Here is a 14518-nt window from a genome sequence, read left to right on the forward strand (position 1 = left end):
CATACCCCTCGTGATCGAGTCATCAACATCAGCAGTAGGTTCCTCAGAGGAGAGGCAGATGACCAGTCACAACTTCCAGAGCTTGCGGGGCGCGGTGATCGCCGGGTCACGGGCTAGGACCTGGGCGTCCGCGGTCGAGGAGTGGGAGGTGGCTGGCCTAGAGGAAGATTTGTCGAGCGCCGGGATTTGCGTGTGTGGCAACGTAGGACTGCGCTACCTCTACACGATCCGCAACCACGACACGGGCCACGAGCTAGCTCCTATTGGAAGCGTTTGCGTTGAGTACTTCGAGGTTCCCGAGCTGACGCGGGGCGTATCTGTCCTCCGGAGGCTGTTTGACCTCCGCGCCGCGTACGTCGACCTGCGGCCCGTAGCGCTCACGACCGAGTACTTTTCTCGCGCGCTGCTCGCTGACTTGTGGGATAACGGCGCATTCCCCGACAACAGCTACAACAGGAACAATGGGGAGAATGATTACCGGTTCCTTCTCGACTGGTTCAACAGCCACAGTGAGCCCAGCGAGAAGGAGGGGCGCAAGATTTGGGTCCTGGTCAACAGGACAATTCCGCGGTTCGTTTTGGATGACAAGCGGTTGAGCTAGTTCGGCATCGGCTATGGCGCTTGACGGTGGAGCGCCACCGATGCTCGCTGCGTGCGTGAAGAAGGGTTGCGCGGGTCAGCCCTTCACGTTCTTCAGGTCGCTGCCCGGGCACGATCGTGTCCTTCCCGGGCGCCTGGCCACCCGGTTGTCGATCCCCTTACGGGGCAGGTTCTCGACTGATTCCATCGTCGCGTCGTCAGCTCGGGGTCCTGCCGGACATGTACAGCGTGAAGGCCACTCGAGCGCACAGGAGCAGATCATGACCACCGAACCTCACGACGCGGGCAGCGATCGGGCGATGAACGCGCTCCTCAACGAATCGGCGCCGCCGACCCCACTGACGGAAGCCGTCTCCGACTCCTCTCTTCGAGAAATGATTCGCGGAGCGGAGTGGAACGCGCGACGCGGCCGGCGACAGGCAACGCCTCGTGCGCTCGTGATCGGGACCGTCGTCGCTCTCACGCTTGGCGGCACGGGTGCAGCAGCGGCAGCGACGCTCTCGGGGTGGGAGCCGTGGGTGGCGAATCCGGATTCCGTTGTCCACTTCACCCTGCCCAGTGGAAGAGAATGCGAGCTCCGAAGCGTCGCTAAGGAAGGCGACCCGGAGGACGTCAAGGAGATGCAGGACGTGCTTCGCACCACCGACGTGCTCGCCCTCGCGGACGTCGACGGCGAGCTGGCTCGGATCGTCGCTCGGGACGTGACCGTCCGCGGCGACGACGGCGACACCGTGGTGCCCGCGACCGAGTTGTACTCCGAAGATGAGCTGTACCGCCAAGCCGTGGGGGGCGCGATCACCAACGTCGTCTGGGACGAGCTCGAAGACCGAGGAGTTGTCGATCCCGTTACCGGATCAGATCTCTCCTTCGGAAGCCAAGACGACTGCGCAGACCTCACCCAGGCAGACCCCACCCAGTGAGCCGCCGCGACACCCGAGCCGATCGCGTGGTGACGATCCTCGACGCGACAGCCCGTGACCTTCTGAACTACCTCGAACGCCGAGTCGGCACCGACGATGCTCCCGATGCGCTCTCCGAGACGATGACGATCGCGTGGCGCCGATCGTCATCCATGCCCCTGCCAGACGAGGACGCCCGCCTCTGGCTGTTCGGGGTCGCGCGGAACGTCGTCCTGAACATCAGCAGGACCCGCCGGCGCCAAGACCTCCTCGCCGAGAAGCTCCGCGGCGCCATCGACCCCATCGGCGTGGTCGCAGAACCCTCCGACATCGCCCTCGACGTGCGGGCAGCGCTGGACAAGCTCGCTCCGGAGCTCGTAGAGCTCGTGCGACTGGTGCACTGGGATGGCTTCTTTCTCAGCGAGGCAGCTCAGATCGTCTCCGTTCCGCCGTCAACGGCGCGCAGTCGGTATCAGAAGGCGAAGCGCGAGCTCGGTGACCTGCTGTCCCCGCAGCCCTCGGAACGAGCACTTGGGTCTGCAGAGAAACGCTGGGTCTGACGCGCTAGCCCATCCCTTGGCGGGACGGGTCAGACTGGCGACTACCCTGGCACCCATGGAGAGACGAACGACGACGGCAGTTCACGACTCAGGCAGCAGTAGTGGACGGTCTTGGATTGCGCGTCTCTTTGGTCGGCCGGCCAAAGAGACGCGGCCTGCGTCTCCACCTCGTGTTCCAAGGGCGCCACAAACCCGCGAGCAGATTGTCGCGCAGTACACGTCGATGGTGCAGGGGTTCGTGGGCGATGACCCCACGCAGCCGCCCGCGGCGGTGTTCGTGTGTGGCGTCGGCCCCATGACGGTCAACGTCGACGGCGACGGCCGCGTGGCCCTGACGCAGCGCGGCTCGATGAGCTGAACGGCGATGCGGCTTCCTGTATCTAAGGCACTCTGAGCGCCGCAGCCAGGTCTGAAAACTCCTGGTGGAATATAGCTACCCGCTTATGGGACTCCCCGTCCGGAGTCTGGAACAGATACCCGCGCCAGGAGCGAAGGTCTAGGTCGCGAATACGAGTGACGCGCAACGCCTTTTTCACGAAACCACCTCGAGCACGCTTGTTCACTTCTTTCAGGGCCGCCTCGGACTCGTGGGCCAAGGCGTTACGCACGAGCCGTCCGACCAACGCCGGGGAGAATCCGTGTTGCGTAAGGGAGTCTGCGGCCACCTTGTAGGGGCCGGTTAGCCATGCATTGCTCAGCTCCCCGAGCTCCTTGTGGTCCCTGACGGTGGTGTTGTACCCCTTGCTGTCCAAGATCGTTCGTACTGCATCGAGGCTTAGATGCGAGGTTGCGAGAAGCGACTTTGAGACAACGGCGGCAGGGATGTTCAGCTTGGTGGTTGCGTGCACTGTCAGCTGAGCCGCGAGCGTGTCTGCTGCCTGCTCCGGGGCTCGGTTCACCGCGGCGACGATCCACGAGGAGAAGAACGACTCCCACGAAATGACAAGGGCCAGGAAGGAATCACTTGCCGCGCGTCTGCGGAGCCGCAGAGTGTCGGCGGGTGCGGAGTGCAGCTTGACCGCTTGGTCGATCGCTTCCCAGTCGGCTAGGGATTCGGCCACTCGGGCTCGAAACGCGTCGACCACGGCGTTGGGATCAGCCTTCTTCACGCGCTCATCTTGGCGCACGGTGGGGCCGAGGCCCTCAGTCATGGAACCCCCAAACCGGGTACCGCTTCCGCGCGGCCCGAGGACCATCCCCTGCGCTAGGTAACGTGATCGGTGGACCAGCGCCCCCAGCGGGTGAGACGACACGAAGGGGAGCGAAGTGAGCAGCACGAGGTGCTACATCGAGGAATACGAGAACGAGCGCGGCCAGGTAAGCGCGCGGCTCCGAGAAAAGGTCACCGGTCGGAAGGTCGACCTAGGTCTGGCGTCGGCAGCGGCAAAGAGTGACTTCCTGCAATTCCTCAGCGCGGCTGTACCCCACCGGGCGGAGATGCCGGATGTTTTCACCAAAGATGGCGATGCAGACTTCGTCGTCGTCTCGGGCGACGTCGACTTCGACGCACCGGACGAGATCCGCTTTCACTTCAACGATCGTCTGTCCTACACCTACGCCTGACCAACGGCCGACGTGGGTGGGAGACTCTCAACATGAACGACGATTCCTCCGCAGTGCAGCTCTCCGTGAAACTTGGGTTCTTCGGGGACAGCACCTTGGAGTTCCACTACCCGTCTAGGTATGAAGAGGAGTTATCGTCGGTTCTCAACGAAGCCGGGCTCGAGCACGAACCGGTTCTAGCCCACTCAGACGTCCCGGACGTGTTCATCGAGGCGATCAAGGTCCTCGGCCCAGGTGGCGGAGCGGCAACACTGGTAACCGCCCTATCGGTTGCCCTGACCTCTCTTGTCAAGACCATCGCTCACCGAAACGACGGCAAGCGGGTGGTCCTCGATGGTCAGGAAGTTTCGGGATCTTCCCCGAAGGAAGTCGACCGGATTCTTCGAGAGCACGCTCAGCGACTCAGGGAACGTGACACCAGTGAGGGGCCGGACGGGCAGGACGACTGAGTGGCACCTCGGCCCATCGGCGGCAGAAAACCGCGCTCGTGAGTGCGCGCGCCGAAGAAGCCCGAGCTGAATTAGGTCACGATTTCCTGGACGGCGCGCTCGGCCTTCGCACTGCCGCTCCCGGCCTCTCGACCTGCTTCACTCGGTCCGGGAGGGTGAGCGCCGCCCCGCCACAGGGAGCCCGCATGTCACTTCGTCGCCGCCTCGCCGTGCTGCTGCTCGCCCCCGCGATCGCCGTCGGCGTGACCTCCTGCACCGCCGAGGAGAACGAGCCGCTCCCCACCGCGACCCCCGTGCAGGAGCTGGACCTCGGCACGTACCGCAGCATCTCCCTCACGAGCACCTCCGAGTACGAGTTCACCGACCCGAGCGACTCCCTCACGATGTGGATCCACGACGAGGCCGGCGACCGCCTGTCCATCGACGCCCCCTGCAACACGATGGGCGGCCCGTTCGACCTCTCCGACAGTGTCGTGACCATCGGCTACATCTCGACCTCGCTCGTGGGGTGCGAACCGCCCGGCGACACACTCGACAAGTGGGTCGGAAGCATTCTCAGCGACCCGCTCACCGTCACTCGATCAGGAGCAGACCTGACCTTCCGCAACTCCTGGGGAGAGATGGTCTTCACTCCGGGTGAGTGATGTCCGAGCGCTCGGCCAGGCCGGTCGACCGATACGACGGCACCCCGGCCGGCGTCGCCGGGAGTGCGGCGCTGAACGATCCCTCGACGGGACGCCCGCCGCCCGTAGCCTGTGGGCATGCGGCCACTGAGGAGACGACTGCCCGGCTGGGCGCTCGTGCTCCTGTCGGTCCCGCTCGGTCTCGCCTCGATCGCCCTCGGATGGACCTTCGACGGGATGGATCCGATGAGCGTGCAGTGCTCGCGGGGGCCGTTCCCCGAGGCGGGCGGTCTGTCCGAGTCCTTCCGCATCACCGGCGATCCGACGCTCCTACCCCTGGGGGTGACCTGCACCTACGACGCCGTTGGCGATGACGTCGGCCCGCAGACGACTCACCACGACGACTTCCCTGCGACGGTCGGCCTCCTCGTGAGCGTCCTCGCCTTCGGCGGCGGCGGGGCTCTCGTCCTCGTCCGCGACTAGGGACCGTCAGCGCTCTGCGGCGTCTCGTGATCGGTCCTGCTGCCGGGGCGGAGGATCGTGTCGAGGGTGGCCGTAGGGAGGTCGAGCTGGTCGAGGAGTCGGACGACGACGAAGAGGCTGGGGTTGTCCTGGCCGCCGCTCTCGATGCGGCGGAGGGTGGCGGTGCCGACGTCGGCGCAGCGGGCGAGGTCTTCTTGGCGGATGCCGCGTTCGATGCGGGCGCGGCGGAGGTGTGCGCCGAGTCGTCGGGCGTCGTCGGTGGTCGGGCGGAGCGGTCGGGGCACGGCGGTCTGCCTTTCGGGTGGTCAGTCGGTCGGGGCGGTGGTGCGGCGGGGTGCGTAAGCGCCGGCCGCGAGGAACGCTGCGGCGAGGAGGGCGACGACGAGCCAGAAGGCGTTGAGCAGTCCGAAGGTCTCGGAGAGACCGCCGATGATCGGCGGGCCGGCGAGGTTGGCGAGGTAGCCGACGGAGGCGACGACGCTGACCCGCAAGGCGGGGTTCGAGCCGCTGTCGGCGGCCGCGGACATGCCGAGGGGGAACCCCATCGACACGCCGACCGCCCACAGGACGGTGCCGATCAGGATCAGCCAGGTGGGTCCGCCGAGGATGAACAGGACCAGGCCGAGCACTCCGACGGCGGTGGTGATCCGGATCGTCCGGACGCGGCCGATCCGGTCGACGACCGGTCCGCCGACGACGCGGGCGATGGTCTCCCCGACGGCGAAGAGGGTGAAGAAGAGCGCGGCGACGGTCTCGGTCCGGCCGTGGCCGTCGCGGGCGGACAGGGAGAGCCAGCTGTTCGCGGTGCCCTCTCCGAGCTCGGCGCCGAGCATGACGACGCCGATGAGCAGCAGCCGCCAGTCGGCGAGCGTGCGCAGGCGCTGGCGCCAGCCGGGAGCGTGCGCCTCGATGTCCTCCGCGCTGACCGCGGTGTCCCTGGGGAGGTAGCGGACGGAGAGGAGGCCGGCGGCGGCGATGAGCACCGCTTCCGCGCAGAACTGCCACTCGAAGCGCACCCCGAGGGCGGAGGCGGCGGCGCCGATGACGGAGCCGAGGATGGCGCCCGCGGACCAGGCTGCGTGCAGCAGTGGCATCAGGGTCTTCCTGATCGCCGCTTCCACGGCGGCACCCTGGACGTTGATCATCACGTCGAGCGCGCCGACGCCCGCGCCGACCGCGATGAACCCGGCGATCGTGGCGGGCAGGGACTGGGCGACGCCGGCGCCGAGGCCGACGACGGCGATGCCGGCGGCGACGACGAGGAGCGCGCCGAGGATCGCGCGGACGGGTCCGAAGCGGGCGAGCAGCAGCGCGGAGACGCTGAGGCCGGTGATCGAGCCGACGGTGACCCCGGCGAGGGCGACGCCGATCACGGCGTCGCCGATGCCGAGGGAGTCGCGGATGCTGGGCAGCCGGGGTCCCCAGGTGGAGACGGTCACGCCTCCCAGGGCGAACACGACCATGACCGCGTTGCGCCAGGCGGTCAGCGAGTGGCGGGAGGTGTCAGCGGTCACGGTGGTCCTCCAAGGGGCGCGGCGAGCGGACGGGCGCCGGGGCGGCGGCGAGGTTCCGGGCGAGGAGGGAGACGGTGACGCCGACGACGACGAGCACGCACAGTCCCCAGCGCAGACTCGTCGCGTCGGTGAGGGCGCCGATGACGGGGCTGGTGACGAGGAAGCCGAGACGCATCAGCCAGCTGACGAGGGTGACTCCCGCTCCGGCGCTGACGCCGGGCAGCGTGGCGGCGGCGGTCATCGCGCTGGGCACGAGGGTCGCGGATCCGTAGCCGGCGAGGGCGAGGCCCAGAAGCAGCGTGACGACCTGCTCGTGGGTGGTGACGACGAGCAGCGCGCCGGTGGCGATGAGGAAACCGCCCACGCGGGCGACCGCGGCGCGGCCGAAGCGGCCGATGAGGAGGTCGCCGGAGAAGCGGCCGATGCACTGACTGCCGATCGTGACGGTGAACGCGAGCCCGGCGAGGGCGACCGGCATCCCCCCGATCTGCACTGCCGACATCGCCGCCCAGTTGTTCGCGACGTCCTCGAGCATCGTCCCGCCGATCGCGATCGCGATCAGCGGCAGAGCCGCCAGGAACACGACCTTCCGCGCTCCCCCGCTGCGCGCGCTCCCGGCGGAGTCCGCGGCGGGAGCATCGGCCGCGTGGCCCACGAGCCGATCACCGATGATCACCAGGACGACGCCCGCGACGGCGGCCGCCGCGAGGAAGAGCCGCACGTCCATTCCGCTCGCGGCAGCGACGGTGGCGATCGCGCCGCTGGCGACACCGCCCAGGCTCCACAGGGCGTGCATCGAGGAGAGGATCGAGCGGCCCGCGAGCTCCTGCACGCTGATGCCGGCGAGGTTCTGCGCGACGTCGACGATCGCGTCGAAGAACCCGATCAGGAAGATCGCGGCGGCGAGCATCCACCCCGACGTCGCCCACGCGGCTCCCGCGACCGCCAGCCCGACCAGCGCCGTCCCCGCGATGACCACCGGCGTCGCACCGAACCGCGCGATCAGCGGGGCAGGCAGCGCGGAAGACGCGATCGCGCCGACCGCGAACGACGCGACCACGATCCCGAACTCCGCTGCGCTCAACCCCAGCCGCTGCGTGAGCACCGGATACCAGGGCAGGAGCGCCGCGAACAGCGCCCCGTTGCTGGCGAACATGATGCCCACACCCGCCGGTGCTGCGAGCCCGGCCCTGCTTGTCCTCGTCATGGGATGCACCGTACGAACTAGAGTGATCACGTGCAACGATCAGAACGTCAGAGAGTGATCATCCGGGCTGTCGACTCCGGGGAGCGATCCGTGGGCGAGCTGGTCACCCTCACCGGCGCCTCCGCGATCAGCATCCGCCGCGACCTGACCGAGCTTGCCGAGCAGGGCGCGCTCCGGCGCGTCCGAGGTGGAGCAGCGCCGGTCGCCACCCGCGGATCGGAGTATCCGTTCGCGATCCGGCGCAGCGAGGACGCGACCGAGAAGACCGAGCTGGCGCGGACGGCCGCCGCCATGATCTCGCCCGGCGACAGCGTCCTCATCGACAACGGCACCACAGCACTGGCCGTCGCCGAGGAACTCGCCGGCCTCGGCATCACCGCGTTCGCGCTCTCCCTCTACGCCGCAGCAGCACTCGCGAGAACCCCCGGGAACGAGGTCATCGTCCCGGGCGGGCCCGTCGGACACGACGACCTCGCCTTCACCGGCGCCGGCGCCGCGGAAGCGGTCCGCGCGATGCGCTTCGACGTCGCGATCCTCGGCGCCTGCGCCGCCGACCCCGAGACCGGCCTCACCGTCGCGAGATGGGGCGACGCCCAGGTGAAGAGAGCCGCCATCGCGTCCTCCCGGCGCGTCGTCCTCGTCTCCACACCCGAGAAGTTCTCCCGCACCGCCGCGCACCGCTTCGCAACCTTCCGCGACCTCGACACCATCGTCACCCTCCCGGACGTCCCACCCGCCGTCGCCTACGAGGCGAGAGAAGCGGGAGTCGCCGTCGTCACGACGACCCGCGAGGCCCACGAGACCGACTCCCGCCCGAAGGACGCAGAATGAACGACCGACCGGACCTCCCGCCCCTGCTCAAGTACGGCAACGCTGCAGTGAAGCTCCTGAACCGACTCGGCGTGCCGGCCGGACCGCCGCGGATCCTCACTGTCCGCGGACGCGTCAGCGGACAACCGCGTTCCACGCCCGTCTCGATCGTCACTCTCGAGGGCGCCCGATACGTCGTCGCCGGGCGGCGGATGGAGTGGGTGAAGAACGTCCGCGCGGCAGGCGAGGGCGAGATCCAGCGCGGCCGGCGACGAGAGAGGGTGGCCTTCACGGAGCTCCCCGAGGAGCAGCGCGCCCCTGTCCTCCGCGCGTATTGGCACCAGCACAGCCAGGGACGAAAAGTCGCCGCCCGCATCTTCGAGGCCGGCGAGAACGCCGGCCCCGACGACTTCGCCGCGGCCGCCCCGCGCTGCGCCGTGTTCCAGCTCGCGACCATCAATCTCGATAGCTGATCCGAGAACTGCCTCACCACTCCGTACCGGTCAACGATCCCCATACGGGACACCGCTAGAGCGGTCAGGACCGAAACGGGACGCCATCGAGATGCGACGAGTCCGTTGGCGATGGGCGACGCGTGTCGCGACGGCTGCAGTCCCGGGTCATCGACGCTCTCGGGAGCTCAGTAGGCGTTCCAATTCGACGTCAACGCCAGCAGGACTGTCTTGTCCTTGCTGTCGGGATTCTGATCGAGCCAGGCGCGTAGACACCTCACGATCGCGTCGTAGTAGAAACCCTCGGGTTGGCCCCCTTCAGATGAGAGAACGAAGGCATCGGCCGGCCGATCAGACTCCCTGCCGCCTCGTGAGCGCACCCGATAATCGCGCCCCTCCACTCTGACGGTGGTCTCGAAGAAGTCCTCGCGCAGGTCCCATATCGCTGAGTCATGAGAGAACCCGGAAGCCTCCCAGAGGTGACGAACCCAGTCGTCCCACAGCCCGGCATCATCAGGAACACCGTTGCGGCGAACATCCCGCCGCATGCTGAGCAGCAACGTCTCCATGTCCAAGCCCGTGCGGGTGATCATCTCCGCCGTGAAGCTTGCAAGAGCGCAGTCTGCGACCTCAGCGGAATACCGCAAGCTCGTGCGCGAGTCCTCGGTCATGGCCACAGCCTGCACCGCGAACCGCAGCCCGTCCACAACCGTGAACGAGACGACCACCCGTGGCCGCCGCGCCTAGCGGACTCACGTCGGCGCAGCCTTGATCGCCCAGCGATCCCTTATTGAGACGCGGTTGCTCGACCGTCATCGTGCCTGCACGCCTGCAGATGACGGTCTGCTCGTATCGTCAGGGGATGAGGGATCGTTGGCTGTTGGTGACGGGGGTCGCGGTGACCGCACTCGTCTGCGCTGCCGCGACATGGTTCCCCCAGTCATCGCCGCCGCCCCAGTTCTCCGTTTCGGGCGTCGTCGTGAATGAGGCTGGTGAGCCGTTGGGTCGATGCCTCCTCGATTCCTTGACGGGAGAGGAGTCGGGTATGTTCACGCGCCGGGACGGCACCTTCCCATGGCCGTTTCGGGTCTTCGGATATCGGGAGTACGACGTGGGAGCCAGGTGCGAAGGCGGCGAGGTAGCCAGCGACACCGTTCTCGTCACCGGAGACATGTACATTCGCCTCGTTGCGAGGTGAGCCGCGGCCAGCTTTCCCTTTTGAAGCCAGCATCGCGGAGCGAGAGGCCTCCACTCACCCTCGAGCTGCCCCAGTCGCGCACGGCCCGTAAGGGACCGAAATCATAGACCGAGCGCGACCGACTCGACGCGTCCGGTCACCGATCCCCTATCGGATACCAGGCCGACCCGGTGAACGATCCCGATAAGGGACGGCTACCGCCAATTCGTTCGCTGGTGATACTCCGTAACGCAGAGTATGGTCCAGGCGTGGAAGAGATACGGGAACCGCGGGTGTGGATCATGACGGTCCTCGCCGCCGGACGAGCGCACGGCTACGGCATCGTGTCGGCGGTGCGCGAGCTCTCCGACGGTGCGATGACCATGAAGATCCCGACCCTCTACGCCGCCCTGGACCGGCTCGAGCGTCAGGGCCTCGTCGCCGCGGACGGCGACGAGGAGGTCAACGGACGCCGGCGCCGGTACTTCCGGCTGACCGACGCCGGCGCCGCTCGCCTCGCGGTGGACGCCGCTCGTCTGGCGCAGCTCGAGCGGGCCGCATCGCGCGCGGCTCGCCGCCTCGGCCGGATCGCGCCGGCATGAGCAGATCCTCCCTCGACGCCTACCGACGGGCGCTGCGCTGGTACCCGGCGGCGTGGCGAGCCGCCCACGCCGAGAGCGTGATCGGCACCTTCCTCGATCGGGACGACGCGACCGGTGTATCGGGACCGACACCACGTGACCGGGCAGAGCTCGCCCGAGCCGGCATTCGCGAGACCCTCCTGGCGCCTGCTCGTTCCGGCCGCCGTGCCGGCACCGCGATCGGACTCCTGCTCCTCCTCGCGACGTGGTCGTACGGGGCCGGCGTGCTCGAGGTCGGCGGGCGGGACATGACCCTTGCTCAGGGCGGTTTCGTGGACCTGATGGGACGCAGCTACGCATTCCCCGTGCTCCTCGCCGCAGCGACCGTCGCTCTCGCCTGGCTGTGCACGGCCATCACCGCATCGCGGCGCGGCCGACCACTCCTCGCCGCCGTCATCGGACTCTGCGGTCTCGGAGCCGCATGGACCACCTTCCACCTGTCGTGGTCGAGCCTCGTGCCACCGCTCGAGCTCGGATCACCCCTCCTCACAATGGGGGCACTCAGCGTCACGGCTCTCGCGGCACCACTCCTCGCCACCGTCTCGGCAGTGCGCGCCGGACTCCTCGAGAAGCGTGCGTCGCGGATCATCGGCGTCGCCGCCGCAGTCCACGTCGCCGGCGCGGCGCTTCTTGCGGCGCTCGACCGCCCGTTCACCGTTCCTGAGGTCCTTCTCGTCGTGGCATGCGCACTTCTGGCACCGGCGTACCTCGCTGTCACCGGCGTCAGCTTCGTGTTCCTGAGTACAGGCACCACTCGCGAACGGCGAGCATCACGTCAGAGCGCCCGCACGGCTCCCTAGGCACTCGCCGAGTCGCCTCGGCGCGCGGCTGACGGGCGGAGGTGGTGAAGCGGAGGCCGAGGAGCACAAGCCCCGCCGTCACCGCCGCTGCACCGAAGGCGACGGCGGCAGTGGCCCCCACTGACCCTGAGGTGAGCGATCCGATGAGGATCATCACCGCACCCACCAACAGGAGGACGGCCGTATATGCGTTGCCGAGCGCGCGATCAGTCATGCCCGGAATGCAGTGCCGACCGATGCGCGCGAGAATCACGGCTCGCTGATCGTCTGCGCTCGGTTCGCGAAACTCTCTGAGGCTCCGCATCACGACGGCGCTGTCCGGACATGTCCACAGTGAAGGGCGATCACTGAAGGGGAACGACATGGATGACATCGAAGAGATGTGGGACATCACCTCACGTCGGCTCGTCGCGCGGGCGCCCTCATGCCAGGATCGGGCCATGGGGATCAGCAGAATCGGAACCACGCTCTCGATCACGGCTCTCGCCGGCGTACTCGTGCTGTCCGGCTGCACCGCGGACGCGACCGCCGGCGACGAATCGTCGACAGTCGCTGTCGCATCATCGAGCGTGGATCCGGCAGGCTCGCCGGGTCCGGACGCGTCCGACGACCCTCAGCTCAGTGCGTTCGAGCAGCAACTCCCCCTGAGGGGCGACTTCGTCAGTCAGCAGACCGAGACGACAGGATCGGTCCTGATCGAGCGCCGCGCGGATGGATCGACCTGGGCGACCGTCACCGGATTCTCGACCGGTGACGCCTCTGACCTGAGGCTGCAGCTCAAGGAAGGCGCGCTCGAGCAGGACAGCTCGGGCGCCTGGGTCGACACTGCCGGCTACTCCTTCGACATCGGCCCTCTGGACCCGCAACAGCCGGACCAGGAGATCGCCGTACCCGGAGCACACACCATGCCGGCGATCAGAACCCTCACCGCCATGAACTACGAAGGCCCCGACTACCCGTCCTTCGGGTCCGTCTCCCTTGAGAGGTAGCCCATCGCGCACTCGTCGACGCCGAGACGGAGCCCGGCTTCGGAGGTCTTCTCCGTCCCGATCCTGCTCCACACGATCGGACTGTCCGGACTTCTCGCTCTACCCTTCCTTCTCGTTCTCCTCGCCACGGCCTCGGATGTTCGACTGGAGGGTGGGGGCTCGCCGACCACCGACCGGGCGGACCAGCTCTATCAGCTGGCCTTCTCGATCCAATTCGTCAGTGGCGGGCTCATCCTCGTCCTCGGAGCCGTCCGACTCGCGAGGGGGACATCGACAGCGGTCGATGGGATCTGGGCGGGAGTGGCGCTGCTCATCGTCCTCCTCGCGGCAGGCGGATGGGCAGTGCTGCTGGCATAGAAGGACCGGCATGTCCCCGCGGCGATCGGGAGGGGCGAGCTGTACGCCACGAGGTGGCAGGAAAAGGCCGAACTCACGTGAGTAGATGAGTTGATGAGTGACCGGGCTCGGATCTGCGTCCCGACGATGAATTGGTCGAAATGGGCCATCCCATACAGTGCGACAGCAGGTGGCTACGATGACCGAATGGTCGACCAGACGCCTCAGGCAGATCGGATGGTCGAGATCGTCGCGGGTAGCGCCTCGCTACTCAAAGAGGCTGGTTTCCGGAAACGCCGCCACAGCTTCAACCGTGTCGCGGGCGACGGGCTCGTCCACCTCGTCTTCTTCTGGATGGCGCCGAAGGAGCCGCCGGCGTGGACCGAGATTCGTGGGCTTCGTGAGCGCCTGTACGGAACGTTCCGAATCGAGTTCGGTGTCCACGTCCCCAGCATGAACCGCCTGCACACTCCGCGGAGTTCATGGATCAACGATTACAACTGCCATCTCCGCCGGACCATGGGCGAGCTGATGGACCCGAATTCGTCGGGCCTGTGGTGGCCTCTCGACGACCCTGATGCAACAGTGAATGCGGCCGCGGTGGTGCGAGACCTCGGCTTGCCGTGGTTGGACCGCCACTCGACGGCTCGGAGCATCACTGCAGCGTTCGAGCAGGACCCTGCTTCCGTCCGCCCGGCAGGCGAGCTCGACATCGCAGACCTGTACCGCGCCCGAGGCGACGAGGCACAGGCACGAAGGATCATCGAACGACACGTGGCGACACCTCACCGCCGGCGTTACATCGGCACCGTGACCCGGTACCTCGAGCTGCGGGGGTACCCCGACTTGATTCCCAGGATCGCCGTCGAAGACCCTCCACCTGCCGATTCTTCGGGCGCTTCGCGCTGAAGACGTCGGCCCATCACAGGGATCCCCTGCACGCGCCCCCCTTCCGCCGGTGGGCCCCCAAGACCATCCCTCTATGGGGCCTGCAGCACGTCGTCGCCAGCACCTGCGCTGGTACGCCCCCCACCGTTCGACCTACTCGAGGGGCAGCACGATGCAGACACTTCGCAGCACCGTGCTGACCGTGACGGTCACGGCGCTGGTCTCCGGCTTCCTCGCCGTGGGTGCGGTGGCCATCGGGATCACCAGCGAGCGACCTGGCGCCGGGAACCCCGAGCCGGTCTCGTACTCCGAGCCGAGCTGGACGGACACCAGCACACTCGTCATCGGCGGTTACGAGACACCTTCCCCCGAGATGATCGCGATCACTCCCCCGCTCTCCGAACAGTGACGAGGGCATCTGCCGACGATCAGGCTCGCTGCGGGACGGAGTCGTGCTCGTGACGTGGGAGCAATGGACGTTCTCGCTCGGAGCGGTCCCCGTGTCGCTCATCGTCCTCAGGAACGTG

At 67.6% G+C, this 14518-nt stretch carries 21 protein-coding genes; 16 read left to right on the top strand and 5 right to left on the bottom strand.

The features are described 5' to 3' along the window. The first annotated feature begins 58 nt into the window (after window positions 1-58). The 4 genes from C1I64_RS07450 to C1I64_RS20740 all read left to right on the top strand — a co-directional run bounded on the left by C1I64_RS07450 (window position 59) and on the right by C1I64_RS20740 (window position 2417). Window positions 59-601, top strand: a complete 543-nt coding sequence (locus C1I64_RS07450) for a hypothetical protein (protein WP_127886786.1) — start codon at window positions 59-61, stop codon at window positions 599-601. Between the two features lie 259 nt (window positions 602-860). Continuing rightward, window positions 861-1520 carry a hypothetical protein gene (locus tag C1I64_RS07455; protein ID WP_127886787.1) on the top strand — a complete coding sequence of 220 codons (660 nt, stop codon included), beginning with the start codon at window positions 861-863 and terminating at the stop codon, window positions 1518-1520. 29 nt (window positions 1521-1549) lie between these two features. Further along, entirely contained in the window at window positions 1550-2059 is a 510-nt protein-coding gene (locus tag C1I64_RS07460; protein WP_244209422.1) for an RNA polymerase sigma factor, read from the top strand. A 223-nt stretch (window positions 2060-2282) separates the two neighbouring features. Then, a complete protein-coding gene (locus tag C1I64_RS20740) occupies window positions 2283-2417 on the top strand; it encodes a hypothetical protein (protein ID WP_279630159.1) in 135 nt (44 codons plus the stop codon). Between the two features lie 22 nt (window positions 2418-2439). Here C1I64_RS20740 and C1I64_RS07465 read toward each other — a convergent pair whose 3' ends face one another. After that, window positions 2440-3210 carry a hypothetical protein gene (locus tag C1I64_RS07465; protein WP_127886788.1) on the bottom strand — a complete coding sequence of 257 codons (771 nt, stop codon included), beginning with the start codon at window positions 3208-3210 and terminating at the stop codon, window positions 2440-2442. 115 nt (window positions 3211-3325) lie between these two features. On the opposite strand from C1I64_RS07465, the gene C1I64_RS07470 reads away from it, so the two are divergent. The 4 genes from C1I64_RS07470 to C1I64_RS07485 all read left to right on the top strand — a co-directional run bounded on the left by C1I64_RS07470 (window position 3326) and on the right by C1I64_RS07485 (window position 5177). Beyond that, window positions 3326-3622, top strand: coding sequence for a hypothetical protein (locus C1I64_RS07470; RefSeq protein WP_127886789.1), 297 nt, complete (start codon window positions 3326-3328; stop codon window positions 3620-3622). Window positions 3623-3654: 32 nt separating this feature from the next. Next, window positions 3655-4071 carry an exosome complex component gene (locus C1I64_RS07475; protein WP_127886790.1) on the top strand — a complete coding sequence of 139 codons (417 nt, stop codon included), beginning with the start codon at window positions 3655-3657 and terminating at the stop codon, window positions 4069-4071. Between the two features lie 185 nt (window positions 4072-4256). Beyond that, window positions 4257-4715, top strand: coding sequence for an META domain-containing protein (locus tag C1I64_RS07480; RefSeq protein ID WP_127886791.1), 459 nt, complete (start codon window positions 4257-4259; stop codon window positions 4713-4715). Window positions 4716-4832: 117 nt separating this feature from the next. Beyond that, complete coding sequence (locus C1I64_RS07485) at window positions 4833-5177, top strand: hypothetical protein (RefSeq protein WP_127886792.1); 345 nt, start codon at window positions 4833-4835, stop codon at window positions 5175-5177. Here the strand turns inward: C1I64_RS07485 and C1I64_RS07490 are convergent. From C1I64_RS07490 to C1I64_RS07500, 3 genes are read right to left on the bottom strand one after another with little or no spacing between them, the layout of a single operon-like run. Beyond that, window positions 5174-5461 (bottom strand): helix-turn-helix domain-containing protein, encoded by a 288-nt coding sequence (locus C1I64_RS07490; protein WP_127886793.1) that lies wholly within the window; start codon window positions 5459-5461, stop codon window positions 5174-5176. The two genes, C1I64_RS07485 and C1I64_RS07490, sit on opposite strands and share 4 nt — an antisense overlap. Window positions 5462-5482: 21 nt before the next feature. After that, entirely contained in the window at window positions 5483-6691 is a 1209-nt protein-coding gene (locus C1I64_RS07495; RefSeq protein WP_244209423.1) for an MFS transporter, read from the bottom strand. Then, a complete protein-coding gene (locus C1I64_RS07500) occupies window positions 6681-7898 on the bottom strand; it encodes an MFS transporter (protein ID WP_208645098.1) in 1218 nt (405 codons plus the stop codon). The genes C1I64_RS07495 and C1I64_RS07500 overlap by 11 nt, the downstream gene beginning before the upstream one ends. A 54-nt stretch (window positions 7899-7952) precedes the next feature. Between C1I64_RS07500 and C1I64_RS07505 the strand changes: the two genes are divergently transcribed. Together C1I64_RS07505 and C1I64_RS07510 are read left to right on the top strand one after the other, a co-directional pair. Beyond that, entirely contained in the window at window positions 7953-8729 is a 777-nt protein-coding gene (locus tag C1I64_RS07505) for a DeoR/GlpR family DNA-binding transcription regulator (RefSeq protein ID WP_279630160.1), read from the top strand. After that, the gene (locus C1I64_RS07510) at window positions 8726-9181 is read left to right on the top strand and encodes a nitroreductase family deazaflavin-dependent oxidoreductase (protein WP_127886795.1); all 456 of its coding nucleotides are present in this window, start codon (window positions 8726-8728) and stop codon (window positions 9179-9181) included. Before C1I64_RS07505 ends, C1I64_RS07510 begins: the two co-directional genes overlap by 4 nt. A 167-nt stretch (window positions 9182-9348) precedes the next feature. Here the strand turns inward: C1I64_RS07510 and C1I64_RS07515 are convergent, their stop codons facing one another. Further along, on the bottom strand, window positions 9349-9831 hold the full coding sequence (locus C1I64_RS07515; protein WP_127886796.1) for a hypothetical protein: 483 nt from the start codon (window positions 9829-9831) through the stop codon (window positions 9349-9351). A gap of 191 nt (window positions 9832-10022) precedes the next feature. On the opposite strand from C1I64_RS07515, the gene C1I64_RS07520 reads away from it, so the two are divergent. From C1I64_RS07520 to C1I64_RS07545, 6 genes are all read left to right on the top strand, one after another. Continuing rightward, window positions 10023-10358: a hypothetical protein gene (locus C1I64_RS07520; RefSeq protein WP_127886797.1), complete on the top strand. Its 336-nt coding sequence runs from the start codon at window positions 10023-10025 to the stop codon at window positions 10356-10358. A gap of 248 nt (window positions 10359-10606) precedes the next feature. Then, on the top strand, window positions 10607-10939 hold the full coding sequence (locus C1I64_RS07525; protein WP_208645100.1) for a PadR family transcriptional regulator: 333 nt from the start codon (window positions 10607-10609) through the stop codon (window positions 10937-10939). Beyond that, window positions 10936-11778, top strand: a complete 843-nt coding sequence (locus C1I64_RS07530; protein WP_127886798.1) for a hypothetical protein — start codon at window positions 10936-10938, stop codon at window positions 11776-11778. The genes C1I64_RS07525 and C1I64_RS07530 overlap by 4 nt, the downstream gene beginning before the upstream one ends. 362 nt (window positions 11779-12140) lie before the next feature. Further along, complete coding sequence (locus C1I64_RS07535; protein ID WP_127886799.1) at window positions 12141-12767, top strand: hypothetical protein; 627 nt, start codon at window positions 12141-12143, stop codon at window positions 12765-12767. A gap of 543 nt (window positions 12768-13310) precedes the next feature. Continuing rightward, complete coding sequence (locus tag C1I64_RS07540; protein ID WP_127886800.1) at window positions 13311-14012, top strand: DUF4304 domain-containing protein; 702 nt, start codon at window positions 13311-13313, stop codon at window positions 14010-14012. Between the two features lie 151 nt (window positions 14013-14163). Next, on the top strand, window positions 14164-14400 hold the full coding sequence (locus C1I64_RS07545; protein WP_127886801.1) for a hypothetical protein: 237 nt from the start codon (window positions 14164-14166) through the stop codon (window positions 14398-14400). Window positions 14401-14518 lie beyond the last annotated feature (118 nt).

Origin of the sequence: Rathayibacter festucae DSM 15932 (genome assembly GCF_004011135.1) — a bacterium.
Classification (GTDB): Bacteria; Actinomycetota; Actinomycetes; order Actinomycetales; family Microbacteriaceae; genus Rathayibacter; species Rathayibacter festucae.

Coding starts and splice junctions, on each gene's coding strand:
- C1I64_RS07450 (WP_127886786.1), top strand. CDS start 59: ATGACCAGTCACAACTTCCAGAGCTTGCGGGGCGCGGTGATCGCCGGG.
- C1I64_RS07455 (WP_127886787.1), top strand. CDS start 861: ATGACCACCGAACCTCACGACGCGGGCAGCGATCGGGCGATGAACGCG.
- C1I64_RS20740 (WP_279630159.1), top strand. CDS start 2,283: ATGGTGCAGGGGTTCGTGGGCGATGACCCCACGCAGCCGCCCGCGGCG.
- C1I64_RS07465 (WP_127886788.1), bottom strand. CDS start 3,210: ATGACTGAGGGCCTCGGCCCCACCGTGCGCCAAGATGAGCGCGTGAAG.
- C1I64_RS07475 (WP_127886790.1), top strand. CDS start 3,655: ATGAACGACGATTCCTCCGCAGTGCAGCTCTCCGTGAAACTTGGGTTC.
- C1I64_RS07480 (WP_127886791.1), top strand. CDS start 4,257: ATGTCACTTCGTCGCCGCCTCGCCGTGCTGCTGCTCGCCCCCGCGATC.
- C1I64_RS07485 (WP_127886792.1), top strand. CDS start 4,833: ATGCGGCCACTGAGGAGACGACTGCCCGGCTGGGCGCTCGTGCTCCTG.
- C1I64_RS07500 (WP_208645098.1), bottom strand. CDS start 7,898: ATGACGAGGACAAGCAGGGCCGGGCTCGCAGCACCGGCGGGTGTGGGC.
- C1I64_RS07510 (WP_127886795.1), top strand. CDS start 8,726: ATGAACGACCGACCGGACCTCCCGCCCCTGCTCAAGTACGGCAACGCT.
- C1I64_RS07515 (WP_127886796.1), bottom strand. CDS start 9,831: ATGACCGAGGACTCGCGCACGAGCTTGCGGTATTCCGCTGAGGTCGCA.
- C1I64_RS07520 (WP_127886797.1), top strand. CDS start 10,023: ATGAGGGATCGTTGGCTGTTGGTGACGGGGGTCGCGGTGACCGCACTC.
- C1I64_RS07530 (WP_127886798.1), top strand. CDS start 10,936: ATGAGCAGATCCTCCCTCGACGCCTACCGACGGGCGCTGCGCTGGTAC.
- C1I64_RS07535 (WP_127886799.1), top strand. CDS start 12,141: ATGGATGACATCGAAGAGATGTGGGACATCACCTCACGTCGGCTCGTC.
- C1I64_RS07540 (WP_127886800.1), top strand. CDS start 13,311: ATGGTCGACCAGACGCCTCAGGCAGATCGGATGGTCGAGATCGTCGCG.
- C1I64_RS07545 (WP_127886801.1), top strand. CDS start 14,164: ATGCAGACACTTCGCAGCACCGTGCTGACCGTGACGGTCACGGCGCTG.